This window comes from Duganella sp. BJB1802 (assembly GCF_013369445.1).
Classification (GTDB): domain Bacteria; phylum Pseudomonadota; class Gammaproteobacteria; order Burkholderiales; family Burkholderiaceae_D; genus Rugamonas; species Rugamonas vulcania_A.
Window position 1 is genome coordinate 56267 of record NZ_JABWEF010000003.1, and the last position, 24657, is coordinate 80923.

General features: G+C 65.3%; 25 protein-coding genes. 6 read left to right on the forward strand and 19 right to left on the reverse strand.

What is annotated here, in order from left to right; translation table 11 throughout:
* Nucleotides 1-63: 63 nt before the first annotated feature.
* Nucleotides 64-3186, reverse strand: coding sequence for a TonB-dependent receptor (locus HUX88_RS05645; RefSeq protein WP_176361127.1), 3123 nt, complete (start codon nucleotides 3184-3186; stop codon nucleotides 64-66).
* A gap of 388 nt (nucleotides 3187-3574) precedes the next feature.
* On the opposite strand from HUX88_RS05645, the gene HUX88_RS05650 reads away from it, so the two are divergent.
* Nucleotides 3575-4867 carry a TonB family protein gene (locus tag HUX88_RS05650; RefSeq protein WP_176361128.1) on the forward strand — a complete coding sequence of 431 codons (1293 nt, stop codon included), beginning with the start codon at nucleotides 3575-3577 and terminating at the stop codon, nucleotides 4865-4867.
* A 29-nt stretch (nucleotides 4868-4896) separates the two neighbouring features.
* Here HUX88_RS05650 and HUX88_RS05655 read toward each other — a convergent pair whose 3' ends face one another.
* The 4 genes from HUX88_RS05655 to HUX88_RS05670 form a co-directional block, all read right to left on the reverse strand.
* The gene (locus HUX88_RS05655) at nucleotides 4897-5253 is read right to left on the reverse strand and encodes a carboxymuconolactone decarboxylase family protein (RefSeq protein WP_117013140.1); all 357 of its coding nucleotides are present in this window, start codon (nucleotides 5251-5253) and stop codon (nucleotides 4897-4899) included.
* 13 nt (nucleotides 5254-5266) lie between these two features.
* The gene (locus tag HUX88_RS05660; protein WP_117013139.1) at nucleotides 5267-5458 is read right to left on the reverse strand and encodes a DUF2892 domain-containing protein; all 192 of its coding nucleotides are present in this window, start codon (nucleotides 5456-5458) and stop codon (nucleotides 5267-5269) included.
* A gap of 178 nt (nucleotides 5459-5636) precedes the next feature.
* On the reverse strand, nucleotides 5637-6908 hold the full coding sequence (locus HUX88_RS05665) for a sigma-54 interaction domain-containing protein (RefSeq protein ID WP_373886760.1): 1272 nt from the start codon (nucleotides 6906-6908) through the stop codon (nucleotides 5637-5639).
* Between the two features lie 126 nt (nucleotides 6909-7034).
* The gene (locus HUX88_RS05670) at nucleotides 7035-8051 is read right to left on the reverse strand and encodes a hypothetical protein (protein ID WP_176361130.1); all 1017 of its coding nucleotides are present in this window, start codon (nucleotides 8049-8051) and stop codon (nucleotides 7035-7037) included.
* Nucleotides 8052-8209: 158 nt separating this feature from the next.
* Between HUX88_RS05670 and HUX88_RS05675 the strand changes: the two genes are divergently transcribed.
* The gene (locus tag HUX88_RS05675) at nucleotides 8210-9022 is read left to right on the forward strand and encodes a hypothetical protein (protein WP_176361131.1); all 813 of its coding nucleotides are present in this window, start codon (nucleotides 8210-8212) and stop codon (nucleotides 9020-9022) included.
* Here HUX88_RS05675 and HUX88_RS05680 read toward each other — a convergent pair.
* Nucleotides 9014-9904 (reverse strand): LysR family transcriptional regulator, encoded by an 891-nt coding sequence (locus tag HUX88_RS05680; RefSeq protein WP_176361132.1) that lies wholly within the window; start codon nucleotides 9902-9904, stop codon nucleotides 9014-9016. The genes HUX88_RS05675 and HUX88_RS05680 overlap by 9 nt on opposite strands.
* 105 nt (nucleotides 9905-10009) lie before the next feature.
* On the opposite strand from HUX88_RS05680, the gene HUX88_RS05685 reads away from it, so the two are divergent.
* On the forward strand, nucleotides 10010-10822 hold the full coding sequence (locus tag HUX88_RS05685; RefSeq protein ID WP_176361133.1) for a pirin family protein: 813 nt from the start codon (nucleotides 10010-10012) through the stop codon (nucleotides 10820-10822).
* Nucleotides 10823-10846: 24 nt separating this feature from the next.
* Nucleotides 10847-11263 carry a DoxX family protein gene (locus HUX88_RS05690; RefSeq protein ID WP_117013134.1) on the forward strand — a complete coding sequence of 139 codons (417 nt, stop codon included), beginning with the start codon at nucleotides 10847-10849 and terminating at the stop codon, nucleotides 11261-11263.
* On the opposite strand, the gene HUX88_RS05695 is transcribed toward HUX88_RS05690, so the two are convergent.
* Both HUX88_RS05695 and HUX88_RS05700 read right to left on the reverse strand, forming a co-directional pair.
* Entirely contained in the window at nucleotides 11238-11417 is a 180-nt protein-coding gene (locus HUX88_RS05695; protein WP_147330382.1) for a hypothetical protein, read from the reverse strand. The two genes, HUX88_RS05690 and HUX88_RS05695, sit on opposite strands and share 26 nt — an antisense overlap.
* Before the next feature lie 81 nt (nucleotides 11418-11498).
* Nucleotides 11499-11852, reverse strand: coding sequence for a winged helix-turn-helix domain-containing protein (locus HUX88_RS05700; protein ID WP_117013133.1), 354 nt, complete (start codon nucleotides 11850-11852; stop codon nucleotides 11499-11501).
* A gap of 63 nt (nucleotides 11853-11915) precedes the next feature.
* Here HUX88_RS05700 and HUX88_RS05705 point away from each other — a divergent pair, with 63 nt between their 5' ends.
* On the forward strand, nucleotides 11916-12470 hold the full coding sequence (locus tag HUX88_RS05705) for a hypothetical protein (protein ID WP_229213130.1): 555 nt from the start codon (nucleotides 11916-11918) through the stop codon (nucleotides 12468-12470).
* Here HUX88_RS05705 and HUX88_RS05710 read toward each other — a convergent pair.
* The 4 genes from HUX88_RS05710 to HUX88_RS05725 are packed head-to-tail and all read right to left on the reverse strand — an operon-like array spanning nucleotide 12451 to nucleotide 17636.
* Nucleotides 12451-13251: an isocitrate lyase/phosphoenolpyruvate mutase family protein gene (locus tag HUX88_RS05710; protein ID WP_117013132.1), complete on the reverse strand. Its 801-nt coding sequence runs from the start codon at nucleotides 13249-13251 to the stop codon at nucleotides 12451-12453. The two genes, HUX88_RS05705 and HUX88_RS05710, sit on opposite strands and share 20 nt — an antisense overlap.
* 12 nt (nucleotides 13252-13263) lie before the next feature.
* Nucleotides 13264-15636: a DNA polymerase II gene (locus tag HUX88_RS05715; RefSeq protein ID WP_176361134.1), complete on the reverse strand. Its 2373-nt coding sequence runs from the start codon at nucleotides 15634-15636 to the stop codon at nucleotides 13264-13266.
* Nucleotides 15637-15688: 52 nt separating this feature from the next.
* Entirely contained in the window at nucleotides 15689-16921 is a 1233-nt protein-coding gene (locus HUX88_RS05720; protein WP_176361135.1) for an acyl-CoA dehydrogenase family protein, read from the reverse strand.
* 10 nt (nucleotides 16922-16931) lie between these two features.
* Nucleotides 16932-17636, reverse strand: a complete 705-nt coding sequence (locus tag HUX88_RS05725) for a histidine phosphatase family protein (RefSeq protein WP_117013337.1) — start codon at nucleotides 17634-17636, stop codon at nucleotides 16932-16934.
* 92 nt (nucleotides 17637-17728) lie between these two features.
* On the opposite strand from HUX88_RS05725, the gene HUX88_RS05730 reads away from it, so the two are divergent.
* Complete coding sequence (locus tag HUX88_RS05730) at nucleotides 17729-18637, forward strand: LysR family transcriptional regulator (protein ID WP_117013129.1); 909 nt, start codon at nucleotides 17729-17731, stop codon at nucleotides 18635-18637.
* A 1-nt stretch (nucleotide 18638) separates the two neighbouring features.
* On the opposite strand, the gene HUX88_RS05735 is transcribed toward HUX88_RS05730, so the two are convergent.
* The 7 genes from HUX88_RS05735 to HUX88_RS05765 all read right to left on the reverse strand — a co-directional run bounded on the left by HUX88_RS05735 (nucleotide 18639) and on the right by HUX88_RS05765 (nucleotide 24650).
* Nucleotides 18639-19043 (reverse strand): type II toxin-antitoxin system VapC family toxin, encoded by a 405-nt coding sequence (locus HUX88_RS05735; protein ID WP_161088940.1) that lies wholly within the window; start codon nucleotides 19041-19043, stop codon nucleotides 18639-18641.
* A complete protein-coding gene (locus HUX88_RS05740) occupies nucleotides 19040-19303 on the reverse strand; it encodes an antitoxin (RefSeq protein ID WP_117013127.1) in 264 nt (87 codons plus the stop codon). The genes HUX88_RS05735 and HUX88_RS05740 overlap by 4 nt, the downstream gene beginning before the upstream one ends.
* 102 nt (nucleotides 19304-19405) lie before the next feature.
* Nucleotides 19406-20005: a membrane integrity-associated transporter subunit PqiC gene (locus HUX88_RS05745; RefSeq protein ID WP_176361136.1), complete on the reverse strand. Its 600-nt coding sequence runs from the start codon at nucleotides 20003-20005 to the stop codon at nucleotides 19406-19408.
* Nucleotides 20002-21633 (reverse strand): intermembrane transport protein PqiB, encoded by a 1632-nt coding sequence (locus HUX88_RS05750; RefSeq protein ID WP_176361137.1) that lies wholly within the window; start codon nucleotides 21631-21633, stop codon nucleotides 20002-20004. Before HUX88_RS05750 ends, HUX88_RS05745 begins: the two co-directional genes overlap by 4 nt.
* Entirely contained in the window at nucleotides 21626-22882 is a 1257-nt protein-coding gene (locus HUX88_RS05755) for a paraquat-inducible protein A (RefSeq protein WP_176361138.1), read from the reverse strand. Before HUX88_RS05755 ends, HUX88_RS05750 begins: the two co-directional genes overlap by 8 nt.
* A gap of 90 nt (nucleotides 22883-22972) precedes the next feature.
* Nucleotides 22973-23416: a thioesterase family protein gene (locus tag HUX88_RS05760; RefSeq protein WP_161095504.1), complete on the reverse strand. Its 444-nt coding sequence runs from the start codon at nucleotides 23414-23416 to the stop codon at nucleotides 22973-22975.
* A 1-nt stretch (nucleotide 23417) separates the two neighbouring features.
* Nucleotides 23418-24650, reverse strand: coding sequence for a M20/M25/M40 family metallo-hydrolase (locus HUX88_RS05765; protein ID WP_176361139.1), 1233 nt, complete (start codon nucleotides 24648-24650; stop codon nucleotides 23418-23420).
* Nucleotides 24651-24657: the final 7 nt, after the last annotated feature.

The window sequence follows — 24657 nt, forward strand, 5'->3', positions numbered from 1 at the left end:
ACTGGCAACGGCCGACATGAGGCTCTCCCTCGCACCGGCGGGCGCGAGGGAGCGGGGAGAACATCAGAACTTGTAGTTCGCGCCGAAGTACGCGATGCGACCGGTGTAACCGTTGGAGTAGAAGCGGTCCTTGGTGTCGCTGCCCAGGTGCGAGCTGGCCTCCTGCCTGGTCAGGTTCAACACCGAAGCGGTCAGGCTCAGCTGCTTGGTCACGTTGTACGCCACGTTGACGTCGACCTGGCTGTACGGATCCTGGTAGACGTTCAAGCCGTTGACCAGCCCGCCCACCACTTCGCCGCGACGGTTGTACGAGGCGCGCAGCAGGTACTGGTCGGTCTCGTAGAACACGGTGACGTTGGCCTGGTTCTTCGCGCTGCCCACCAGCTGCGACTTGCCGATCTCTGTGCCGTCGCCGAGCGTGATGGCCGCCTGGTTGGTCTTGTTGTACGTGTAGTTGACCTGGAAGCCGAGGCCGGAAGCGAGCGTGTGCTGGGCGTACATCTCGATGCCCTGCGACACGCCGTTGCGGCCGCCGGCGGAGGTCGAGTAGTTCTGCACGGTCACGCTCTTGCCGCCGATGTCCATGGTCACGTCGCGCACCACCGGCACCGCGAAGTTGCTGACGTTCTTGCGGAACAGGTCGGCGCCGAGCACCGAGCCGCGCTGGAAGTACCACTCCAGGCCGACGTCGAACTGGTTGGCCTTGTACGGTTCCAGTTGCTTGTTGCTGCCCTCGCCGAACCAGCCCTGCTTGTCGCCGCCGCCGATCAGCCGGCGGTCGTTGACGTATTCCTGGCTGTAGTACTGCAGGCCGCCCGGCGACGCGATGTCGCTGTAGCTCGGCCGCGACACCACCTTCGATGCCGCCACGCGCAGCAGCAGGTCGGGACGCAGATCGTAGGCCAGGTTCAGGCTCGGCAGCACGTCGGTGTAGCTGCGGTCGAGCGAGCTGACCACGAACGACGAGGTGCGCGCGGTGCTGTCCGGCAGCCGGGTGAAGCCGCTGGTGCAGCCGGAGCCGGCAGGCGCGCCGACCGCCGGCAGGCCGCCCGCCTGGCAAGGCGCCGGAGCGCCGTTGGGGCCGTTGAAGAAGTAGTCGTTGTAGTTGTCGACGCGGTCGGTCGAGTCGGCGTGCTGGCGGGTGCGCACCACGCGCAGGCCGACGTTGCCGCGCAGGCGGTCGGTCTTGATGTTGGCCTGCAGGTAGCTCGACGCGATCTTCTCGTTGACGTTGTAGACGAAGTTGTCCTCGTTGCGGGTCTGCATCGCGCCGTAGGTCTGATTCAGGTAGGCGATGTAGGCCGGGTAGTTAATCGCCGGGAAGGCGCTGGCGTTGATGCCCCCCGCCAGGTTGCCCAGCGATTCGCTGTACAGGAACTGCGGCTGGAACTTGTTGGCGGTGGCGTCGCAGCCGGCCTGGTAGCGCTTGTCGTAGTCGGCCGGATTGGCGCCCTTGCACACCCAGTAGTTGTTGCCGGTGCTGCGGCTGGTGCCGCCGTCGCGGTACTTGCCGCCGAACTGCAGCGAGTCCAGCCACTTGCTGTCGCTGTGCCAGGTGAAGTCGGCCTGGGCGTATTTCTGCTGGGTGCTGTTGCGGGTCCACGAGGACGAGGTCGAGCCGAGGTCGATCTCGCCGATGCCCTTCTGCAGGTTGTCCATCAGTTGCGGCGAGAACGTCATGGTGGGCTTGCCGGCCGTGCTCCAGGCGCTGGCGTAGTTGCCCAGGGTCCAGCTGCCGTCGGCGTTCTGCAGGCGCGGCTTGATCGGCATGCCGAACTGCAGCTCGGGGCCGCCGCCGGCCCAGGTGCGGCCGGCCTTGAAGGTCGCGTCCAGCGACTCGCCGTGCCATTCGGCTTCGATGTCGGCGGTCTGCGACAGCGCCTTCTCGCGGTTGTAGCTGCCGGTGATCTGCGGCGTCGGGATGGTGCAGTCGTCCGGGCCGAAGCCGCCGGTGTTGCTCAGGCCGCCGGCCTTGGCCTGGTCGCCGCTGCAATAGTAGGCCTTGCCGGCGTGCGCGCTGTACTGCGCGCCGGTGACGATGGTGCCGCTGCGGTCGAAGGTCAGGCCGTCGAGCAGGCGGCCGCCCGGCCAGTTGCCGTCGCCGTCGTAGCGCGCCAGGTTCCATTCCGGGATCTTCAGCGTGTTGGTCTGCGAGTTCTGCGACAGGTCGAAGCGGAAGTAGTTGCCGGTCAGCGTCAGGTTGCGCATCGGCTTCGCTTGCAGGGTCAGCTGGCCACCCTTGCGCTCGCGGTCCTCGCTCTTGACGTCGAAGTCGACCGAGGTCGGCATCATGAAGTTGGTGTAGTGCTTGCCGTTCTGGTCGTTGAAGCCGGACTGGCCCCACCAGTAGCTGTTCATGTCCGACGGCTTGCCGTTGACGTCGGTCGCCGGATGGGTCTTGTAGTTGTCGCCGTACCACTGCCAGTTCTCGGTGCTGGCGCCCATGGTGCGCGTGGTGCGCTTCTGCTGGGTGTAGCCGACCAGCACGCCGAAACGGTTGGCCTCGTCATGCCAGGCGTACTGGCCGGAGAACTGGCCGTCGGTCTTCTTGGTCGTGTCGGCCCAGGTGCCCTCGGCGGAAACGAAGCCGGAGCCGGACTTGACCTCCAGCGGACGGCGCGTGTGCAGGATCACGGTGCCGCCGATGCCGCCCTCGTCGATGCGCGCCTCCGGCGTCTTGAACAGCTCGGCGCTGGACAGCATGTTCGCCGGCATCAGCATGTAGTTGAACGAGCGGGTCGGGTCGCCGTTGGACTCGGCCGTGGCGATGTAGTTGCCGTTCAGCTGGGTCAGGGTCAGTTCCGACGACAGGCCGCGGACGCTGACGTTCTTGCCCTCGCCGCCGCTGCGGTCGATGATCACGCCCGGCACGCGCTGCAGCGCGTCGGCCACGTTCTTGTCGGGGAACTTGCCGATGTCCTCGGCGGTGACCACGTCGACGATGGCGTTGGCGTTGCGCTTCTGGTCGAGGCTTTTCTCGATCGCATAGCGGTAGCCGGTGACGACCACCGATTCGACCGGCTTGGCGTCGGCGTTCTTGTCGGCCGCCTTCTCGGCCGGTTTATCGGTGGATGCGGTTTGCGCATGGGCGCTGGCCAGCGCCAGCAGTCCTAGGCTCAGCGCGGTGGCGATGGGCGTCTTGCGCCAGCGGCGCTGTCGTGATGCGTGGGGGTTTTGTCGTGTCATGTGCTATCTCCAGGTCGTGCCCGATGTTGGGCTTTATTATGTGTTGGTCGCAGGGCGCCATCGCCGGTGGAACTGGAATTTCCTAAACGGCTGAATTACTGGTTGTATATCGATGGGTACCGCATTCCAACCAGAAAGATTTATACAGAAGAAGCCACGGCGGCTCTACAAACTTTCAAAGTTGGCATGATGTTTAGCGTTGTTTACGAAACGCTGGTGAGGCGGGCCGGCGGCACGCCGCCCGGTGTGTATATTCCACAACTGTTGTATTTAAGTCATTTTTCCATCGCCACGGTACGGAACCCCAGACCAAATCTTGATTTCAATATAGTATCTTGCGTTGCTGAACAAAATTACAAGTTCCAGCCGTTTGGGGGCGCCAGAAACCATGACAAAATTCCACAGCCATTACGAAAGTCTCAACGTCACGCGCGACGCTCCCCCCGAGGTGATCCGCGCGGCCTATCGTTCGCTGTCGCAGAAGCACCATCCGGACAAGAACAGCGGCAACGCTGAGGCCGCGCGGATGATGGCGCGGCTGAATGCCGCCTACAGCGTGTTGTCCGATGCGGACCAGCGCGAACTGTACGATCTGCAAATGCTGAGCGAACAGCGCTTCCGGTCGCCGGAATTCGCTTTTCAGGCGTCCGTCGACGATGACAGCGCCCCCGTCCCCTATGAGTCCTCTGCTCCGGAACAATCGGGACGGGGCACGCGCACGGCACCGGAAACGCCGGCCGGTAAAGCCCGGGAGGAAACAGGCACGCTGCGCCAGCAACTTGGCCACTTCGTCAGGGGCCGGGCGGCGCGGGTGGCCGCCCTGGTGTTCGCACTGGCGATGGTCGTGATGTTGCCGCTCCTGTGGCTGCTGTGGAAAGACAATCAGTCGATGTTGCGCATTGAGCAGGCGGCGATGTACGCCCCCGGGACGGCCGCCGGCGTGCCGGAAGAAACCACCAAAGCCAAGCCTGCCGATGACAACCTGGCCCAGAAGCCGGCAGGCAAGGATGGCGTGGCTGCGGAGGTGTCCAAGCCCGCCGCCGTCCAGAAAGCGCCGGCCGCGCCCAGCGCCCCCATCAAGGCGTCGGAGTTCGAGCGCCTGACGGCCATGTTGAAAAACATGGGCTTGGGCCTGCACAAGCTGGATCTGCCGGCCGCGCCCTCCAGCGCCAAGCAGGCGCCGCCACCGGCCAAGCCGGCCGAGACGGCAAAGGCGGGCGCCGCGCCCGCGCCGGTCGCACAGGCCGCCAAACCCGCCCCGGCGGCCGAAAACATTCGTCCAAAAGACGAGGCCGAGCGCACGGCCGCCCCCGAGCCCGCGCGCAGCGAGACCAGGGCCGTGGCCGAAGCGAGCCGGGCGAGCGCGCCGGTCGCCGCCAGCGCGGCCAGCGCCAGCCAGGCGGCGCGTCCCGCCGTGGTGATGGATACGCGCGCCTGCGCCACACCGGAATACCCGCCCAACGCCTATCGACGCGGCGAAAACGGCTCCGTGCAGCTGGCGCTGTTGGTAGGAACCGATGGCCGGGTGATCGAATCGAAGTTGCAGAAGTCGAGCGGCTCGAGCGAGCTGGACAAGGCTGCGCGCAAGTCTCTGTCGCAGTGCAAGTTCAAGACGACCAACGGCGAAGCCATCACCGAAGCCACTTGGACCAGCCTGACCTATGTCTGGACGCTGGACTGACCAGCCCGCTCCGCGCGCCGCGCCGCGATTCAGGGCGCGGCGGAAAACTCCTCGTAGGCGGCCAGCGCATTGGCCGCGTACATGGCGGACGGGCCGCCGCCCATGTAGATCGCCATGCCCAGTGTTTCCTCCAGCTCGGCCTTGGTGACGCCCAGCTTGACCAGGGCCAGCACATGAAAGCCGATGCAGGCGTCGCAGCGGGCGGCGATCCCCAGCGCCAGCGCGATGAGCTCCTTGGTTTTCTTGTCCAGCGCGCCGTCGCGGGTCGCCGCGCGGGCCAGGTCGCCGAAGCCTTTCATCACGTCCGGTATGTCCGCGCGCAAGGTCGCCAGCTGCTGCGAGATGGAATTGGTCAGCGCGCGATAGCCGTTGGTATCGATGGTCATGCGAAGTTCCCCTCTATTTCTTCAGCGAACAGGTGTTGAAGCCGAACGGCAGATACGCCGGGCAAAACCCGAACAGGCCGGTCGCCAGCGGGACCAGGCCCAGCCAGCCCCAGGCGCCGATGATGCCCGACAGTGTTGCTCCCACCAAGCCCAGGCCGCAGACGATGCGGATGGCGCGGTCGATGTTTCCTACGTTGGCACTCATGTTGTCACTCCTCGTTCGATTAACCCGTCACTCCTCCTTACGCACGTTCTGTGCCAAATGAAAGTGACAACGGGAATTGATTCAAAACAAGGACTTATGCGGAGGCGGCGGCCTGTCAGTCAGGCGTTTGACAGTGCCAGACTGCCAGTTTGGCAGTCGAAGTGGCGACGCGCGCTGGCTAGGACTGCCCTTCCTCCTTGAGCCGCCGGTACAGCGTACGTTCGCTGACGCCCAGGCGCGCGGCCAGTTCCCTGCGCGTGCCGCTGAAGCCGGGCATCACCTCGGACAATGTCGCGCCGCTGGCGTGCCGGTCGCACATGGCATCCACAGCCGGCGGCGCGGCGGGCAGATGCTCGGCGCGTATCACGCCGTCGTCGGCGAACAGGGATGCCCGCTCCAGCACATTGCGCAATTCGCGGACGTTGCCGGGCCAGGGGCGCCGCTGCAGCTGGGCCAGGGCGTCGTCGTCCACCGTCAGCCGGCGCCTGCCCGCGCCGGCGCGCCGCAAGAAGGAATGCACCAGCAGCGCGATGTCCTCCGGCCGTCCGCGCAGCGGCGGCAGGACGATGGGGAACGCACTGATGCGGTAATACAGGTCCTGACGGAATTCGCCGCGCGCCATCATCTGCTCCAGCGGCTTGTGGGTGGCGGCCACCAGCCGGAACGCCGCATGGTGGGTGTCGACGCTGCCGACCCGCCGGTAGGTGCCGGATTCGATCAGCCGCAACAATTTGACCTGCATGGCCAGCGGCACGTCGCCTATCTCGTCGAGGAACAAGGTGCCGCCCTGCGCCGTCTCCACCAGCCCCGGCTTGCGCGACGTGGCGCCGGTGAACGCTCCTTTTTCATGACCGAACAGTTCGCTTTCGAACAGCGTCTCCGTCAATCCCGAGCAGTCGACCACGACAAACGGACCGGCCGCGCGGCCGCTGGCCTCGTGCACGGCGCGCGCGAACAGTTCCTTGCCGGTGCCGGACTCGCCCAGCAGCAGCACCGGCAGCATGGACGGCGCCACCCGCCGCAGCGCCTCCAGCGCCTGCGAGAACGCGGGCGAGCAGCCGACCAGGCCCTCGTCGCTGGGCCGGGCCGCGGCGCTGCGCACCACCTCCAGCCGCTCGACGTAGGCGGTGATGACGCCGTCCTCGTCGAAGATGGGGCGCAACTCCACGGCCACGTGTTCGGGACCGCGCGGCGTGTGGTGGATGTGCAGCACGCGGTCCGGCCCGCGCAGTTCCCGCGCCCGCTTCATCGGGCAGTGCTCGCCCGCCTGGTCGCAGGGCACATCGTAGTGATGTGAAATCCGATAGCATTTTTCGCCGATGAAGGAGCGCTCGGCGCTGCCGAACTGGCGCTGGTAGGCGAGATTGGCGGCGACGATGTTGTACGCCGGATCGAGCACGATCATCGGCTGCGGCTCGTGCTCCAGGAAGGAAATCAGCGATTGCACCATCGGATGGCGCGCGGACGGCTGGCGGCTTGGGTCGGGGTGGATAGGCATCGGGGCTCCTGGGCAGGACACCATACTGTCGCAGGACCGCCATAGCGTCAAGGCGCCGGCGCCGCTTCCGTTGCGCGCCTATTCCCAGCGCTTCTCGCGCAGCGCCAGGGCCAGCGCCGCCAGATCCGGCGGCACCGGACCGCCCAGCACCTTTTTCAGGTCGAAGTAGCGATGCCCCATGATCCCGCCGCTCGACGTCTTCTCGAAATGGGTCGTTGCCATCTGCTCGAACAAATAGAACTTGTTGCCGGTTGAAAGATCCCAGCCATTCCGCTGGGACGCCGCCCGTGCCGCCCTCACTATCCTGGCCTTTTCATCGCCGGTGAGCGGAGCGCCGTCCAGGTTGAGAATCTCGACCGCATCGTGTTCCAGATCCACATTGCATTCGACGATCTTGCCGACGGTGCCGATCGCACGCACCGCCTTGTTGGCGTAGATGCCCAGATAGCGGGCCTTGCGCCGCCCCCAGGTGGCCGGGCAATAGTAAAGCTGGCACGAGATGTTCTCCTCGTACGAACGGCTGCACGGCGGCGCGAACAAGGTGAACTGGTCGGTCGAGAGCAATTTCTCGCCGCTGCAAAACGCCTCGAAGTCGGCGACCAGGGCCAGCATCTCCTCGTCATAGTCCGACAGGCATTGCTTGCCGAAGCGGATCAGGGCTTCAAAGGACGTGCACAGCAAGGTCACGTCCCTGGGAATGGCCTTCACCAGATCCGCGCGCTGCTTGTCGGACAGAGGGTTCTCCGTCGTCCCCAGCAAGAGCAGGAACTGCTGTTCCCGCCCCTCCCGGAAAATGGTCGCATGCCGCTTGAGCTGGCCCATGCTGAAGTGTTCGTGGAGCTTGGTTTCGACGGCCAGGTACAGGCCGCGCTGCGTGACGTAGCCATCCACCACGCTGGCCGACGTTCCGACCTGCTGGCTGAATTGCAGGCTGACGTCGGGCGGATCCACGTCGTTGGCCGCGCAAAGCAGGCCCAGCAACCGTTCGAACTTGAAGCGGCTGAACTCGTATAATCGACTGAGGAGCAGCAGCGAATTGTTGGTGACGAAATTTTCCGGCTGCGAGTAGCGGGGGAAGTAGTGAACGGATGTCATGTCGGGCGCGCATCTCCATGCTTGGGGGTAGATGCCACTATCGCATAGTCCGTCCGCGCCGGCCAGGGACGGCCGCCTGCGCACGCCAGCGGCCGCCGCCGAGCGACCGCAGGAAGCAACTGGCATAATGCGCCGACCAATCAACCTGTGGACGATTCATGAGATTCGGCATTTTTACGGTGACATGCGCCATTGCCGCGGCTTGGGGCAATGGCGCGGCAGCCTGCGAGCCGATACGGATAGGCTACCTGGACCAGGAGAGGCCGCCCTACTGGCTGGGCGCCGGCGTGGACGTGCCGGCCAAGCCGGGCGCCTCGGCCGAGCTGGTGCAACGCTTCGCCGCCAGCGCCGGCTGCGAGGCCAACCTGAAACGCATGCCGGTCATGCGCATCCGGCCGGCCCTGGCGGCCGGCGAACTGGACTTCGCGCCCATGGACGCCAACGCCAGCAACACAGCCGGCATCGCCTTCCCGCTCGATAAAAACCACCAGCTCGACATCGCGCGCGCCCTGCCGCTCAACATCGTCGTGTTCGTTCGAAGCGCCGATCAGATACCGCCCACGACCGCGCCGGCCAAGTACTTCCGGGACCGCCTGCTGGGCATCACGCTCGGCGCCAGCTACAAGCTGCGCATGCAGAACCTGGGTCTGAACGTCGACAGCGGCGCGGTCGACATCGCCCGCAACCTGGAAAAACTGCGGCTCCACCGCATCGACGGCTTCGCGGTCTCGGTCACCTTCCCCGGCGACATGGACGCCTACGTCGCCCGCAACTACAAGGGCGCCGTGGTCCGGCTGCCGCAGCCGATTTTCGTCGACCACGTGTGGCTGGCCGCCAGCGAGGGCTACTATGCCGCCCATCCCGCCCAGGTGGAAAAGATGTGGACCTGGCTGGCCTCGACCGGCATGCGGGAATACGCCGCGTTGCTGAAGGAATACTCGGACCTGCGCCCGCAGCCGCCCCTACCCTAGCTTGAGCCGGTTGACGAACCAGCGCCCCGCCGGGCCGGGCGGATGGTCGCGCATGTGGATGGCGTGCATCGAGAAGCCGGGCCCCAGCGGTGCGTGCGCCTCCAGCTCGATGCGCGCCAGCTTGCCGGTGCGCAGATCGTCCTCCACCATGTGCAGCGGCATGTAACCCCAGCCCAGCCCGGCGCGCAGGAAGGCGTGCTTGGCGCCGAGATCGGCCAGCCGCCAGGTCTGCGCCGCCACCACGCCGAAGTTGCGGCCGGCCGTCAGCGTCGAGCGGTCGGTCAGCACCAGTTGCACATGCTGCGCGGCCTGCGCCTGCGGCACCTGGCCTTGCGCCGCCGCCAGCGGATGGCACGGCGCCACCACGCACACTGCCGTCACGCTGAGCAAAAACTCGGACGCGCAACCGGGCGGTATCTCCGGCAGCGAGCCGATGATCGCCACCCGGCAGTTGCCCTCCACCAGCGGCTGCACCACCGCGCCCAGCGCCTCCACGTACAGCCGCAGCGGCGTGGTCGGGAAGGCCGACTTGAACGCCTGCACCGCCGTGGTCAGCGTGGCGATCGGGAACATCACATCGACCGCGACCGCCAGTTCCGGCTCCAGCCCCTCGGCCAGCGTGCGCGCCCTGGCCTTGAACGCATCCATGCCGTCAACCGCCGAGCGCGCCTGTTCCAGCAAGGCCCTGCCCGCCTCCGTCAATTGCGGATAGCGGCCGGTGCGCTCGAACAGCGCGAAGCCCACCTGCTGCTCCAGGTTGGCCAGCGTGGTGCTGACCACCGACTGCGCGCGCCGCAGCTTGCGGCCGGCGGCGGAAAAACTGCCCTCGTCCGCTGCGGCGATAAAGGTGCGCAGCTGGTCCATCGACATGGCGTCAAGCATGTATCTACTCCTTGGATACTAACCATCCAATTATATAGGCTATTCAGATGGATTAGCCCAACCTAAGATGCTCTCCATGCACCGCAATCAACAAGGAGCCAGCAAATGAAACGCAACATCGCATTCCGCAGCAAAGGCAGCACCCGCGGTCCCATCACCCGCCTGGTCAGCCCCGGCGACGTCGGCCAGCTGATCAAGCCGTTCGTGTTCCTCGACCGCTTCCGCATGGAAGCCGGCCGTGGCGGCAAGATGGGCATGCATCCGCACTCCGGCATCGCCACCACCACCGTGATTATGGACGGCGCGATGGCCTACCGCGAAACCACCGGCAGCGAAGGCGTGCTGCGGGCCGGCGGCGTCGAGTGGATGAGCGCCGGCAATGGCGTCTGGCACGACGGCGGCCCCGCCGAAGGCCAGCCGGCGCACGGCTTCCAGCTGTGGCTGGCGCTGCCGCCGGAGGATGAAAACGGACCGGCCCACAGCCAGTACCTGGCGGCGGACCAGGTGGCCAGCGCCGGCCCGGCGCGGGTGATCATCGGCCGCTACGGCGACGCCGACAGCCGCATCCAGCCGCGCGCATCGATCAATTACCTGCACGTGAAGCTGCGCGACGGCGAACGCTGGCACTACCAGCCGCCGGCCGGCCATGACGTGGCCTGGGTCGCGGTGGCAAGCGGCACGCTGCACGCCGGCGAGGCGGCGATAGGCCTCGAGGTGGCGGTGTTCGAGGAAGGCGACGGCGCCATCGACTTCGTCGCCGAGGGCGAGACGGAATTCGTGCTGGGCTCGGCGGTGAAGCATCCGCACGACCTGGTCACAGGCTACTACTCGGTACACACCAGCGATGCCGCACTGGCGCAGGGCGAAACAGAAATCGAACGCATCGGCACCCAACTGCGTTCGGCAAACTTGATGTAATCCACTTCATTGAAAGGAAAGACCATGAACACCACCAACACTTCCGTTATCCCTGCAATCGGCCGCGTGCTGATGGCCACCATCTTCGTCATGAGCGGCATCGGCAAGCTGTTCGCGCCGGCCGCGACGATGGGCTACATCGCATCGTCCGGCCTGCCGTTGGCCCCACTGGCCCTGGCGGTCGCCATCGCCGTCGAACTGGGCGGCGGCCTGCTGCTGGCGCTCGGCATCCGCACCCGCCTGGTGGCGGCGGCGCTGGCGGCGTTCTCCATCGTCACCGGCCTGGCCTTCCACCACGCGGTGGGCGACCAGAACCAGATGATCCACCTGCTGAAAAACATCGCGATGGCGGGCGGCCTGCTGCAAGTGGTGGCCTTCGGCGCCGGCGCCTACAGCTTCGACAACCGCCGCGCCGTCACCGGCGGCCGTCAGCCGGCATAACTTCCGGCGACGCGGACAAGGGCATCGTCTCGGCGAGGCCCTTGTCCGCTTTTTCGCGGTGCGCGGCAAGCGCGGCCTGGTAGACGCGGAAGGCGCGCAGCGCGGGATCTTCCGCTTCCGCCATCGCCGCAGGATTCTTGCTATCGTCAGACACCGCTTTCTCCCATCGATATAAACCGATATAAATTTTAGAGCAGTTTAACCAGTAAAATTTGAACTTGCAATAAGTCCGGGATCAGATTTGCGCGGCTTTCAGCATGCACTTGGAGAGCTTATCGAAATGCAGCAGCGCGGCCTGGGTCAATTCGATTTGCTTGCGGCGGGCGTCCTCGGTATCGGACAACATGATCCAGCCCTTTTCGCGCATCGACGTCAGGCGGGTATGCAAGGTGGCCGGCGCGCCCAGCTCCTTCTTGGCCATCATGTCGCGCACCGACAGCCGTTGCCGGTCTTGCCCGGCCTTGGCGATGATGGTCAGGATGCGCTCCTCCAGCGGATCGAGCGCCGGCAGCGACGGCAAGCCCCGCAACGCCTCGGCCAGTTGCAGAAAGCGCAGGTAGATATCGGCGGGTCTGGTGGGAGCGGTCATACGCGTTATAATCGGAAGCGGTTTTGTTCTAAATTCTAACACACACTTTATTTTGATACGCCCATGGAGAAACACCGCCTGACCGCGTTGGCTATCATCGGCTCGGCGCTGTTTTACTACCTGCTGGCGCGGGCGCAGGATCTGCTGTTCCCCAACACGGAGTTCATGCGCGGCATCGGCTGGATCTACCTGCCGGCCGGCGCCCGCCTGCTGTGCCCTCTGCTGCTTGGCTTGCCCGGTACGCTGGGCGTGGTGCTCGGCTCGTGGATCATCTGCCTGTTCTACCTCTATCCCGACGACCTGGTTCGCTCCATCGCCGGCGGCCTCAGTTCCGGCGTCGCGCCCTACCTGGTGTACGTGCTGGCGATACGCGTGTTCGGCATGCAGCCGTCGCTGGGCAACCTGACGTCGCGACGGCTGCTGCTGATGATTCCCGTGTTCGGCGTGGCCAGCCCGCTGATGCATCACCTGTGGTTCTGGCTGCACGGCGACACCGTCAACCTGGCGCAAGGCCTGCTGGTGATGGCGGTCGGCGACATGGCGGGCGCGCTGGTGGTGATCTACGCGCTGAAGTTCGCGCTCGCCATCTTCATGCCGGCTACTGGCGCGCGCCGATAAACAGCTTTTGCAGCTCGCCGTACGGCATGGCCTTTTCGATCAGCGGACCGGAGCTGCCGGTGGCCAGGAAGTCCCTGCCCATGTCGGCGGCGACCGCCCACAAGGCCTGTGGAATGCCGGAGCCCGCGCTCAGGCGGCGCACGCCCAGCTTGTGCAGGTCATCGGCGGACGGCACGCCCGGCCAGTCCATCACGTTGACAGGCAAGCCGGCGCCGGCCACCACCGCCTTGATCTCATCGACCTTGCAGATGCCCGGCACGAACAGGCTGTCCGCGCCGGCTTCCTTGTAGAGCGCCGCGCGCTTCAGCACTTCGGCCACGCGCTCGCCCTCCGCCGCCAGGCCCCTCAGGTACACGTCGGTGCGGGTGTTGATGAAGATGTCCTTGCCCGACTGCGCCGCCAGCTTCTTGATGGCGGCGATCTTCTCGGCCAGCAGCTGCGGCGTGCCGCCGCCGTCCTCCAGGTTGATGCCGGCCACGCCGACACCGATCAGGCGCAGCACGTTCTGCGCGACCGTGCTGGCATCGTCCGAATAGCCGTTTTCAAAATCCACCGACAGCGGCACCGTCAGCACGCGTGCGATGCTGGCGGCGATATTGATCGCCACATCGACCGGCATGTTGTCGCCATCGGCATAGCCGGCGGCCCAGGCCACGCCGGCGCTGGTGGTGGCGATGGCCGGCGCGCCCAGGCTTTCGAACAGCCTGGCGCTGCCGGCGTCCCAGGCGTTGGGCAGGTGTAGCAGCTTGCTTCCATCGTGTAGCTTCTTGAAATCGCTCATGCTGTCTCCTTGTTAGAAAAGGCTGGCTTGCGCCGTGGTCAAGCTGGTGAAACTGTCGTGCATCGGCAGCAGGATCGAATCGGCGATCGGCTGCAGCTGCTTGGTCAGGTAGTGTTCGTAGTCGATATTCGAGCGCGTCGCTTCAGTCGGTTCGGGGCCGCTGGTGGTCATCACGTAGCTGATCCAGCCGCCGTTCTGGTAGCGCAGCGGGCGGCGGTGCGCCTGATTGTACTCGTCCGCCAAACGCGCGGCGCGCACTTGCGGCGGCACGTTGACCTTGTATTCGTCCAGCCGGTGGCGCAGGCGCTTGCGGTACACCAGCAGCTCGTCGTAGTCGCCGGACACGGTCTTGCGCGCATAGTCGCGCACGAATTCCTGATATGGCTCGTCCTTGAAGATGCGCTTGAACAGGCCTTGCTGGAACTGCTGCGCCAGCGGCGTCCAGTCGCTGCGCGCCACCTCCAGGCCACGATAGATGACCTCTTCCTCGCCCCTGGCGTTGATGGTCAGGCCGGCGTAACGCTTCTTGCTGCCCAGTTCCGTGCCGCGTATGGTGGGCATGAAGAACTTCTGATAGTGCGTGTCGAATTCGATTTCGAGGTGGCATTCCAGGCCGTGCTTTTCCATCAGCATGGTGCGCCACCATTGATTGATCCTGGCGGCCAGGCCTTCGCCGATGGCCAGCGCCTCGCCGTTCTCGTATTCTCTTTTCAGCCAGATGAAAATGGAATCGGTATCGCCGTAGATCACGTCGTAGCCTTCCGCTTCCACCAGCTCGCGGGTCTGCTTCATCATCTGGTGGCCGCGCAGCGTGACCGAGGAGACCAGGCGTGGATTGAAGAAACGGCATTCGGTCGCACCGAGCACGCCACAGAAGGAATTCATCAACAGCTTCAGCGCCTGCGACAGCGGCTCGTTCTTCGCGCGCTTGGCGGCGTCGCGCTGCTTCCAGATTTGCGTGGTGATCTCCGGCAGGCAGTGCCGCGTGCGCGAGAACACGGTGCCGTTGACGCCCTCCACCACCGTCGTCTGGTCATCGGCGATTTCGCCTTCGACCAGGCCGACCGGATCGACCAGGAAGGTGCGGATGATCGACGGGTACAGGCTTTTATAATCGAGCACCACAACCGAGTCGTACAGACCTGGCTTGGACTCCATGACGAAGCCGCCCGGCGAGGCGCCGCCGGAAATGTCGCCGACGCTGGGCGCGACGTAGCCTTCGCGGTGCATGCGCGGAAGGTAGTGGTGGCCGAAGGCGGCGATCGATCCGCCCAGGTGGTCGGCCTGCAGGCCCGTCACGGTGGCGCGTTCGATCATGAAGGCCAGCAGGTTGGCCTTGTCGAAGATGCGCGTGACCAGCTCGCAGTCCTTCAGGTTGTAGTGGGCCAGCGCCGGCTTGTCGTGCTGGAAGCGGCGTTCGATTTCCGCCATCTTGTCGTAGACGTCGCCGATGTCCTTGCCCTCGCCCAGCATGGCCTGCGCTACGTTCTCCAGGCTGAAGGACGGGAAGGTCCACGACGCCGCCTTGAGCGCGTCGATGCCGTCGAGGACGATGCGGCCGACGACAGGCGCGAACATGTAGCCCTGCTTGCCAGGATGCTCGCGCCACTCGATGGTCTTGCCCTCGCGGCCCAGCGCCAACGGGATCTTGTGCTTGTCCGCGTTCTTCTGCAGCACGCGCAGGTCGAACTGCACCACATTCCAGCCGACCAGCACATCGGGATCGTGGCGCGCGATCCAGGCGTTGAGCTTTTCGATCAGCTGGCGCGGCGTGGCGCAGTATTCCAGGTCGAAGTCGATCTGCTGTTGCGAATCCTGCGGCTCGCCCAGCATGTAGACCTGGCGCTGGCCGCAGCCCTCCAGCGCGATCGAATACAGGTCCTCGAATGCGCTGGTCTCGATATCGAGCGACACCATCTTCAGCTTGGGGCGGTACTCGGGCGCGGGCTTGAGCTTGCAGTTGTGGATGACGGCCGCGCCTTCCGCCGCGCCACCTTCAAACTGCACGGCGGCGGTGATGAAGCGCTCCATCAGGTAGCGCTCGGGCGGGCGGATGTCGGCCTCGAACATCTTGATGCCGTGTTCGCGCAGGGTGCGCTCCAGCGCCGTCAGCTGCTTGTAGCGCGAGGCGTAGACGCCGACGACCGGCTCCTGCTGGAAGGTCTTCAGTTCCAGCTCGCGCAGCTCGATGCCGCCCTTGGCGTCCAGCAGCGCCTCGATGGCCGGGCGCTGCTTCGCCTCGGCGAAAGCCACCGAAGTCTGCGCGGTCAGGCGGATCTTCTTCGGGCCGTCGTCGGTCGCCAGCCAGAACTCGATCTCCGTCCCATTGGCCGCGTCCCGCCAGTGGCGGGTCAGGATAAAGCCATGTTGGGCGGTATGCGTCATGCCAGAATTATACTGTACGTGCATACAGCCCGCTAGCCGGGCGCGGATCGCCCTATTTGGCCGCGCGCGGCGCCTTGTAGCGCGCCAGTTCCATCTTGCCGATCTGGCTGCGATGGACCTCGTCCGGACCGTCGGCCAGCCGCAGCGAGCGCGCACCGGCATAGGCCGAGGCCAGGAAAGGATCGGCCATGCCGCCGCCACCCTGCACCTGGATCGCCCAGTCGATCACCTTGCAGGCCATCGTTGGCGCGGCCACCTTGATCATGGCGATCTCCTTGGCCGCCACCTTGTTGCCGACCGTGTCCATCATGTGGGCCGCGTTGAGCACCAGCAGGCGCGCCTGGTCGATCATGATGCGCGACTCGGCGATACGCTCCAGCGTCACGCCCTGCTCGGCCACCGGCTTGCCGAAAGCGACGCGGCTCAAACTGCGCTTGCACATCTGCTCCAGCGCGCGCTCGGCCAGGCCGATCAAACGCATGCAGTGGTGGATGCGGCCCGGCCCGAGGCGGCCCTGGGCGATCTCGAAGCCACGGCCCTCGCCCAGCAGCAGGTTGGAGGCCGGCACGCGTACGTTCTCGAACAGGATCTCGGCGTGGCCGTGCGGCGCGTCGTCGAAGCCGAACACCGGCAGGTGGCGCAGCACCGTCACGCCGGGCGTATCGCGCGGCACCAGTATCATCGACTGCTGGATGTGGCGGTTGGGATTATCGGGATCGCTCTTGCCCATGAAGATGAAGACCTTGCAGCGCGGGTCGTTGCCGCCGGAGGACCACCACTTGCGGCCATTGATCACATACTCGTCGCCGTCGCGCACGATGGAACTGGCGATGTTGGTGGCGTCCGACGAGGCCACCGCCGGCTCGGTCATCGCGAAGCAGGAGCGGATGCGGCCATCGAGCAGCGGTTCGAGCCACTCGCGCTGCTGGGCTTCGGTGCCGTAGCGGGTCAGCACCTCCATGTTGCCGGTGTCCGGCGCCGAGCAATTGAACACTTCCGGCGCCCACACGGTGCGGCCCATGATCTCGCACAGCGGTGCGTATTCAAGGTTGGTCAGGCCGGCGCCGTGCTGCGAATCGGGCAGGAACAGGTTCCACAGCCCCGCCTCGCGCGCTTTCAGCTTGAGCTCCTCCATCACTTTGGTCGGTATCCAGGCATCGCCGGCGGCGCGGTTGGCGTCCACCTCGGCGTGGAAGCGCGCTTCGTTCGGATAGATATGCTCTTCCATGAAGGCCGTCAGGCGGGCCTGGAGCTGCTTTACTTTCGGGCTGTAGTCGAAATCCATGATGCGGTCCTTATCGGTAGGTGACGGCGCCGGGTTGCCCCAGCCATTCCAGGTGCGAGTAGTTGTTGAGGTAACTGAGCGTGAACTGGCCGGGACGCTGCAGCAGCTTGGTCACCGCGCAATTGGCCAGCGTCCAGCTCAACTCCATCACCTGGTAGTCCTGTAGCCCAAGCAGGTGCTGCATCAGCGTGGCGATCACGCCGCCGGAGGTGAACACGATGGTGGCCTGCTTGCTGCTGTCGGTGTCGAGCCGCTCCAGCGCGGCCACGCAGCGGCGGCGGAATTCCGGCCAGGTCTCGGTGTACTCGTCATCGTGCCAGCCGCTCATCCAGCGCTGCATGGCGGCGCGGAACAGATGTTCCAGCGCGCGCTGCGGCTCCTCGTGCTGCGCCAGCAGCTGCTGGAAGGCGGCAGCGTCGCTGGCCTCCGGGCAGTGGCGCCGCAGCACCTCGTGGTGGTCGAATTCGGCGAAGCCGGCATCAGTGACCCATTCGGTATCGGCCAGCTGCGCCTTGGGCAGCTCGGCCAGGCAGCTGTCGGCGGTCTGGCGATGGCGCGCCATGCCGCCGACCACCACGCGCTGGAAGGACTGGCGGCTGTTGGCATACCACTGCCCCAGCAAGCGCGCCTGCTCGTAACCCAGCGTCGACAGCTGATCGTAATTGGTGCTGCCGAACGAGGCCTGCCCGTGGCGCACCAGATAAATTTGTCCCATTTGCTCGCAGCTCCAGATCAAAACAGGCACCAGCTTAACGTCCGGCCTATAATTCATCAAATGAATAGTTTTAATTTGGCCGAATAAACCTCATGCATATATCCAAGGTCGATCTCAACCTGTTCATCGTCTTCGAGGCGATTTACGCGGAAGGCAGCATCACGCGCGCCAGCCTGAAGATGAACCTGACGCAGCCGGCCATCAGCCATGCGCTGAATCGCTTGCGCGTGCTGTTTGAAGATCCGCTGTTCGAACGCCAGGGCCACGTGATGGTGCCGACGCCACTGTCGCGCTCCATCATCGACAGCGTACGGCAATCGCTGCGCGGGTTTGAAGTGACGCTGAATGGCGCCGGGCATTTCGACGCCGCCACCAGCGAGCGCACCTTCTCGCTGGCGCTGCGCGATGTGCTGGAGGCCAGCGTGCTGCCACCACTGATGGCGCGCGTGGCGCAGGACGCGCCGACGGTGGGCCTGAACACTTTACAGGTGGGCCGTCGCGAGCTGGAAAGCGAACTGGCGGCCGGCTCGCTGGACGCGGCGATCGACATCCTGCTACCGCTGTCGAACGACATCCGCCGCACACTGCTGGCCACCGACAGCACGGTGGTGCTGGTGCGGCGCGACCACCCGCTGGTGAGCGGCGCGCTGGACCTGGACGGGTATCTGAAACTTGAGCACATCCAAACCAGCTCGCGCCGGCGCGGGCCGGGGCTGGAGGATTTTGAACTGAGCCGGATGGGATTGCAGCGGCGCGTGCGTCTGCGCTGCCAGCACTACTTCGCCGCCTGCCGCGCGGTGAGCCAGACCGACCTGGCGCTGACGATGCCCGAGCGGCTGGCGCGCGTGGTCAACCAGCAGTTCGGCAACCAGATCCTGCCCTTCCCTTTGCAGATGCCGTCGCTGGACATCTACCTGTACTGGCACGCCAACATCGACCACGACCCCGCCGGCGTGTGGCTGCGCGAGCAAATCAAGCAAGCCATGCTGGCGGCGGACTAGCTCATTTGCTCCAGTCTTCGAGGATCAAACCAGAGGGCTGAAAACTGAAGGCGGCGTCGCTGGTGACAAGCGTAGCGCCGACAGCCTTGGCGTGGGCCGCGATCAGCATATCCATCGGCGCCAGAGTGACGCCGGCCGCTTCGCGCAGCACACGTAAATCCGCATATGACGACACAACATCGCTAGTCCACGGCAATACCCTTACAAGCCGTAGAAACTTATCAACGCGCGTCTTTAGGCCGGGGGCACCTCCGCGCTTGGCCACGCCATACCGCAGCTCGGCCTCGGTCATTACTGAAACGGCCACACTGCCGCGTGGAACGTTCCGCAATCGCTGAGTTACCAGAGGATGGTCATCCCGGATTGCATAGCTAGCGATATTGGTATCCAGCATATAGATACTCATACATCCACGCCCGCAAACGGATCGCGCTCCTGCACTCCTTGCTGACGGTCTGCTGCATTCATAAAGTCTGCGGGCACGACTTTCGACGCGTCTTCTGCAAAGAACTCAGCCCAGGACAACGGTGGCTTGCTCGATAAGATGACGTCGCCGGATGCGGGGTCGCGATGGACATAAACCTCGCTTCCCTCAAACTGGCAATCACGAGGCAGGCGAACCATTTGAAGGTCACCAGCCATCGACAATTGAACTTTTTCACACATATTGCCCTCCCCGCTCTCAATACGGCATCCCCTCAATATATGCCGTGGCTGAAAGAGATCAAGCAATCAAAGCCAAGCTCCTTGATCCGGGTTAAAACAAGTTCAGCAACCGGCGCTTGCGCCGGATGCCAGGGTGCGGACGGCTTTGGAGATGTCGGCGGCGATGCGGGTGACGGCGCGGCGATGGCCGGCCACTAGCGCGTCGTAGCCGCCGCCGACCGGTTCGTTGGCGACGCTGCGGCAGGTCAGCACCTTGGCGCTGCCGACCAAACGCACGCTCCACACCGCGTCGATCAGCGCGTACTGTCCAGGCGCGGATTCGAAGCGCTGCACGTTGGTGCTGATGCGGTAGACCGGCGCGCCGTCCGCAGTCGGCGTGCGGAACACGTCCACCGTCCCCAGCTCGCCGGTGATCGCCAGAGACAGAGCCTGGCCGATCTCCGACGCCGGCATCGCCGACCAGCGCTCATGCTCCAGCAGGTCCACGCGCCCCGCTTCGCTGCTGACCACCAGCTGGTAGCGCGCGACCTGCTGCGGCACGGTCACCGCCGGCAGTTCGATGTAGTAGCCGGGCGACGCGGCCGCCGGCGACGGCACGCCCATGGCGTTACTCAGGCTGTAGAAATGCTCGGGCGGCGCGGCGGCGCAGCCGGCCAGCAGCAGCCCGGCCGCCATGGCCAGCGCGGTTTGATAGCGCATCATTTCGGTTCTCCCTTGGTATCCTGCTTGCTCGTCTTCCCGCGCAACAGCGATTCGGGATGACGCTCCAGATAATCCGACAGCGCGTTCAGCGATTGCAGCGTTTGCGTCAGCTGCTGCAAGGCTTCGCGCAGGTCGGACTGCACCGGCGAATCCTTCTGCAGCAGCTGGTTGGCTTCGCCGAAGGTCTTGCGGGCCGCGCCCAGCGTGTCCTTCATCTCCGGCACCACCTGCGCATCGAGCTGCTTGAACAGCACATTGGCGCTCTTCAGCGTGTCGCGCAGGTTGTTGCCGATCTCGCCGAACGGCACCTGATCCAGCTTGCGCGCGATGCTGGCGATCTGCGTCTGCAGCTCGTCCAGGCTGTTCGGCACCGTCGGCACCTCCAGCGGATACTGCGCCACATCCAGCTTAGCCTGCGGCGCGTTCGGGAAGAAGTCCAGCGCCACGTACAGCTGGCCGGTCAACAGGTTCCCGGTCCGCAGTTGGCCGCGCAGGCCACGCGACACCAGGCGCTCCAGCACTATCGGCCCGGCGTTGCGATCCTGGTCGCTGGCGACGGACTGCTGGAAGCTGCGGCCCAGCCGCGCCGGGTACATGTCCACCGTCACCGGCATGCGGAAGCTCTTCTTCACCGGATCGAACTCCACGCCGACCGAGCGCACCTCACCCAGCACGATGCCACGGAAGTCCACCGGCGCGCCGGGCGACAGGCCGCGCAGCGACTGGTCGAAGTACAGCACCGTGGTAATCGGCACGCCGTCCGGCTCGCGCAGCGCGTTGGACTGATCGGAGGCCAGCGGGAAATCGGTGCCGGGGGCCGCCTGCTGGTCCGGTTTCTGGCCGCTCATGGTCTCGAAGGCGATGCCGCCCACCAGCAAGGCCGCCAGCGACTGCGTGTTGACCTTGAAGCCGTTCGAATCGAGCCGCACATCGACGCCGCTGGCATGCCACCAGCGCGTGTTCTTGCCGACGTACTGGTCGTACGGAGCGCTGACGAACACCGTCATCTTCACGCCGCGCCCCTTCTCGTCCAGATCGAAGCCGACCACCTGACCGACCTGGATGCGGCGGTAGAAGATCGGCGAACCGACGTCGATGGAACCGAGGCTCTCGCCATGCAGCGTGAACTTGGTGCCCTTGTCATCGCCGGCCACCTGCGGCGGCTTTTCCAGTCCGGTGAACTCTTCCTTCGTCGCCTCCGACTTGCCGGCATCGACGCCGATGTAGGCGCCCGACAGCAAGGTGCTCAGGCCGGAGACGCCGCTCGCGCCCACGCGCGGCCGCACCACCCAGAAGCGCGTGTCGGCGGCGGTGAAGCGCTTGGCCTCCTTGCTCATGTCGATCAGGACCAGCACCTTGGACAGGTCGCGCGACAACGTGATCGTTCGCACCAGGCCTATGTCCACGTCCTTGTATTTGACCTTGGTCTTGCCCGGCTCCAGTCCGTCCGCGCTGCGGAAGCTCACCGTCACCGTCGGTCCCTGGTCCATCACCGACTTGGCCACCAGCGCCAGGCCGATCAGCGCCGCCAGCAAGGGGATCAGCCACACCAGCGAAGGCAGCCAGCGATTGGCCTTCTCCACTTTCGGCTCGGGCAGCGGCGGCGCGCCGCTTTCGTTTTCAGGCATGGTTCTCTCCATTTGAATCGATCGGATCCCAGATCAGGCGCGGGTCGAACTGCATCGACGCCAGCATCGTCAGCACCACCACCGCGCAAAACGCCAGCGCGCCGGGACCGGCGGTGATGGTGGCCAGCGACTGGAAACGCACCAACGCCACCGTCAGGGTAATCACAAAGATATCGAGCATCGACCAGCGGCCGACGAATTCGACGATCCGGTACAGCATCGTGCGCTGCAAGGGGCGCCAGCGTGAGCGCCGTTGCGCCGTCAACGCCAGCAACGACAGCGCCGCCAGCTTCAGCACCGGCACCACGATGCTTGCGATGAAAATGATCGCCGCCAGCGCCGGCGAGCCGCTGGTCCAGAAGTAGACCACGCCGCTGATGATGGTGTCGTCCTCCTTGCCGAACAGCGAGTGCGTGTACATCACCGGCAGCAGGTTGGCGGGAATATAGAGGATGGTGGCCGCCAGCAGGAAGGCCCAGGTGCGGCCGACGCTGTCGGGACGCCGGCGGTGCAGCGCCGCGCCGCAGCGCGCGCAATGCTGGTGCGTGGCCGCCTGGTGCTGCGCCACCAGGCCGCAGCTGTGGCAGGCGGCAAGGCGGGCGTGCGGCGTGTAGCGGAACTCCGCCTGCGCGGGACGGCGCGGCCCCGGCAGGTGCTCGCCTATGTTCCACAACATCTGCGGATCGAAGGAGGTGACGATGGCCAGCATCAGCGTCAGCGCGCCGAAGGCGAACAGGCCAGGTTGCACCACCACCTGCGCCAGGCTGGTCATCTTGACGATGGTGATCAGGATGCCGATCATCAGCACCTCGGTCATGCCCCAGCGCCGCGCCCCCGCGACCGCGCGCAGCAGATGATCGAAGCCGTGCGGCCGCACGCCGCTGCGCAACGCCAGCGTTACGTACAGCAGCGCGCCCAGTTCCACCGCCGGCAGCACCACCGTGAACAGGCTCACGATCACCGCCACCACCTGCATCCGCTCCGTCCACAGCACGCGTATCGCGCCGGACAAGGTGGCGCTGGAAGTGTAGCCGCCCACGGCCAGTTCGACGATGGGACAGAATTGGGCGATCAGGAAGGTGAAGATGGCGCCCAGGGTGATGGCCGCCATGCGGTTGACGTCCGAATGAATGCCGCGATAGAGGATGGATCGGCAGCGCACGCAGCGCGCCTTCTCGCGCGGCAGCACCGGACGGCGGCGATGCAGCACGCCGCAGTCATGACAGCTGATCAAATCGTATCGGTGCACAGGATGGCCGTTTGGTCAATAATGGCCATATCATACGACAATCCGCCAGCGCGGCGTGGCCGTATGCGAGGCGATACGAGGCCGGGCAGCCTACTTGATGCTGGTGTTGAGTTCCTGGAAGTCCGCCGTCTTGCCCAGCGACTGCCAGGTGGCCAGCAGATTGGCCGGTGGCGCGATCAGCTTGCGGGCCGCCAGATCGAGCCAGCCGCCGGTGCTGGTCACGCGCGCGGCCAGCTTGCCGTCGGCGCGGATGATGTCGGTGCTGAGCGACCAGCGGCTGCCGTCCGCCGACAGGCCGGCCACGCCCAGCGTGACGGTGATCTCTTCGAGCAGCATCACTTCCTTGAAGTAGGCGATTTCGTCCTTCATCACCACCGGGCCGATATTCAGGCGCATGAACTCACTCATGGGGAAGCCGTTCTCCGACAGGAACAGCATACGCACGTCGCCCGCCTTGTCCAGGAAGGCCGTGTTGCGCATATGGCTGTTGAAGTCCATATCGCCCCAGCCGGCCATCATCTTCTTCTCAAACATCTCACTCTCCAAGGAAATCCAAAAGCGTGCATGCTACCACCTTGGTCGCCTTGCGCAGGTCTTCGAGCAGCAGGCGCTCGTCGGCCTTCTTGGCGTTCGACTCGGGGACGGTGCGCGGACCGGCGCCGTACAGCACCGCCGGAATGCCATGTTCACCGTACAGGCGCGCGTCCGCGTACAGCGGCGTGCCTTGCGCCGGGATCGTCTCGCCGATGAAGGTTTGCGCGTTCTGCTGAAGGCTCGCCACCAGCTTCTCCGTACCCGGCTGCTCGCGCAGCGCGTGCGACAGCAGCAGGCGTTTGATCTCGATGCGAATGCCCGGCTGGCCTTCCACCGCCTTTTCGATCAGCGCACGGACCTGGGCTTCCACCACCGCAGGATCTTCCTCCGGGATCATGCGGCGGTCCATCTTCAGCACCACTTTGCCCGGCACCACGTTGGTGTTGGTGCCTCCGTCGATGCGGCCCACCAGCATGGTCGGCGAATCGATGCCGGGGATTTTCGACTTGACCTTCTTCAGCTCCGGCAGCTGGTCGTAGATCGCGTTCAGGATGCGTGTGGCCGCCTGCAGCGCATCGTGGCCGGTCTCCGGCATCGCGCCATGGCCGGACTTGCCGTGTACCGTGATCTCCAGCTGCAGGCAGGCGTTGTGCGCGGTGACGATGTTGTAGCTGAAGCCCGCCGCGATGACGAAGTCCGGCTTGGTCAGCTTCTGCTCCAGCAGCCAGCCGGGACCCAGCAGGCCGCCGAATTCCTCGTCGTAGGTGAAGTGCAGTTCCAGCCCGCCCTTGAGCGGCACGCCCAGCGCCTCCAGCGCGCGCGTGGCGAAAATGTAGGTGGCGAAGTCGCACTTGGAGACAGCCGCCGCGCGGCCGTAGATGTAGCCATTTTCCACCACGCCGCCGTATGGCGGATAGGTCCAGTTGTCGCCCGGAGGCACCACGTCGCCGTGGGCGTTGAGCGCCACCGTCGGGCCGCCGGCTTGATAAGGGCGGCGCACGATCAGGTTGGTGATGCTCTCCATGCCGTAGTCGTGAACCACCTGCGCCGGCACGGCGTGCTTCTCGGCGGTCCAGCCGTAGGCCTTGACCAAGTCCGCCACCAGGTCCGCATGCGGCGCGTTGTTGCCGGGCGGCGTATCGGTCGGCACTCGCAGCAGCTGCTGCAGCACGCCGACTTCCTCATCGAAGTGCGCGTCGATCCATTGCGCCAGTTGTTCCTTGTTCGTCGTCATGGCTGTT

What these genes read in the sequence shown, in the direction of transcription:
- HUX88_RS05645 (WP_176361127.1), bottom strand. Translation starts at nt 3,186, where the DNA reads ATGACACGACAAAACCCCCACGCATCACGACAGCGCCGCTGGCGCAAG.
- HUX88_RS05650 (WP_176361128.1), top strand. Translation starts at nt 3,575, where the DNA reads ATGACAAAATTCCACAGCCATTACGAAAGTCTCAACGTCACGCGCGAC.
- HUX88_RS05655 (WP_117013140.1), bottom strand. Translation starts at nt 5,253, where the DNA reads ATGACCATCGATACCAACGGCTATCGCGCGCTGACCAATTCCATCTCG.
- HUX88_RS05660 (WP_117013139.1), bottom strand. Translation starts at nt 5,458, where the DNA reads ATGAGTGCCAACGTAGGAAACATCGACCGCGCCATCCGCATCGTCTGC.
- HUX88_RS05665 (WP_373886760.1), bottom strand. Translation starts at nt 6,908, where the DNA reads ATGGTGCAATCGCTGATTTCCTTCCTGGAGCACGAGCCGCAGCCGATG.
- HUX88_RS05670 (WP_176361130.1), bottom strand. Translation starts at nt 8,051, where the DNA reads ATGACATCCGTTCACTACTTCCCCCGCTACTCGCAGCCGGAAAATTTC.
- HUX88_RS05675 (WP_176361131.1), top strand. Translation starts at nt 8,210, where the DNA reads ATGAGATTCGGCATTTTTACGGTGACATGCGCCATTGCCGCGGCTTGG.
- HUX88_RS05680 (WP_176361132.1), bottom strand. Translation starts at nt 9,904, where the DNA reads ATGCTTGACGCCATGTCGATGGACCAGCTGCGCACCTTTATCGCCGCA.
- HUX88_RS05685 (WP_176361133.1), top strand. Translation starts at nt 10,010, where the DNA reads ATGAAACGCAACATCGCATTCCGCAGCAAAGGCAGCACCCGCGGTCCC.
- HUX88_RS05690 (WP_117013134.1), top strand. Translation starts at nt 10,847, where the DNA reads ATGAACACCACCAACACTTCCGTTATCCCTGCAATCGGCCGCGTGCTG.
- HUX88_RS05700 (WP_117013133.1), bottom strand. Translation starts at nt 11,852, where the DNA reads ATGACCGCTCCCACCAGACCCGCCGATATCTACCTGCGCTTTCTGCAA.
- HUX88_RS05705 (WP_229213130.1), top strand. Translation starts at nt 11,916, where the DNA reads ATGGAGAAACACCGCCTGACCGCGTTGGCTATCATCGGCTCGGCGCTG.
- HUX88_RS05710 (WP_117013132.1), bottom strand. Translation starts at nt 13,251, where the DNA reads ATGAGCGATTTCAAGAAGCTACACGATGGAAGCAAGCTGCTACACCTG.
- HUX88_RS05715 (WP_176361134.1), bottom strand. Translation starts at nt 15,636, where the DNA reads ATGACGCATACCGCCCAACATGGCTTTATCCTGACCCGCCACTGGCGG.
- HUX88_RS05720 (WP_176361135.1), bottom strand. Translation starts at nt 16,921, where the DNA reads ATGGATTTCGACTACAGCCCGAAAGTAAAGCAGCTCCAGGCCCGCCTG.
- HUX88_RS05725 (WP_117013337.1), bottom strand. Translation starts at nt 17,636, where the DNA reads ATGGGACAAATTTATCTGGTGCGCCACGGGCAGGCCTCGTTCGGCAGC.
- HUX88_RS05730 (WP_117013129.1), top strand. Translation starts at nt 17,729, where the DNA reads ATGCATATATCCAAGGTCGATCTCAACCTGTTCATCGTCTTCGAGGCG.
- HUX88_RS05735 (WP_161088940.1), bottom strand. Translation starts at nt 19,043, where the DNA reads ATGAGTATCTATATGCTGGATACCAATATCGCTAGCTATGCAATCCGG.
- HUX88_RS05740 (WP_117013127.1), bottom strand. Translation starts at nt 19,303, where the DNA reads ATGTGTGAAAAAGTTCAATTGTCGATGGCTGGTGACCTTCAAATGGTT.
- HUX88_RS05745 (WP_176361136.1), bottom strand. Translation starts at nt 20,005, where the DNA reads ATGATGCGCTATCAAACCGCGCTGGCCATGGCGGCCGGGCTGCTGCTG.
- HUX88_RS05750 (WP_176361137.1), bottom strand. Translation starts at nt 21,633, where the DNA reads ATGCCTGAAAACGAAAGCGGCGCGCCGCCGCTGCCCGAGCCGAAAGTG.
- HUX88_RS05760 (WP_161095504.1), bottom strand. Translation starts at nt 23,416, where the DNA reads ATGTTTGAGAAGAAGATGATGGCCGGCTGGGGCGATATGGACTTCAAC.
- HUX88_RS05765 (WP_176361139.1), bottom strand. Translation starts at nt 24,650, where the DNA reads ATGACGACGAACAAGGAACAACTGGCGCAATGGATCGACGCGCACTTC.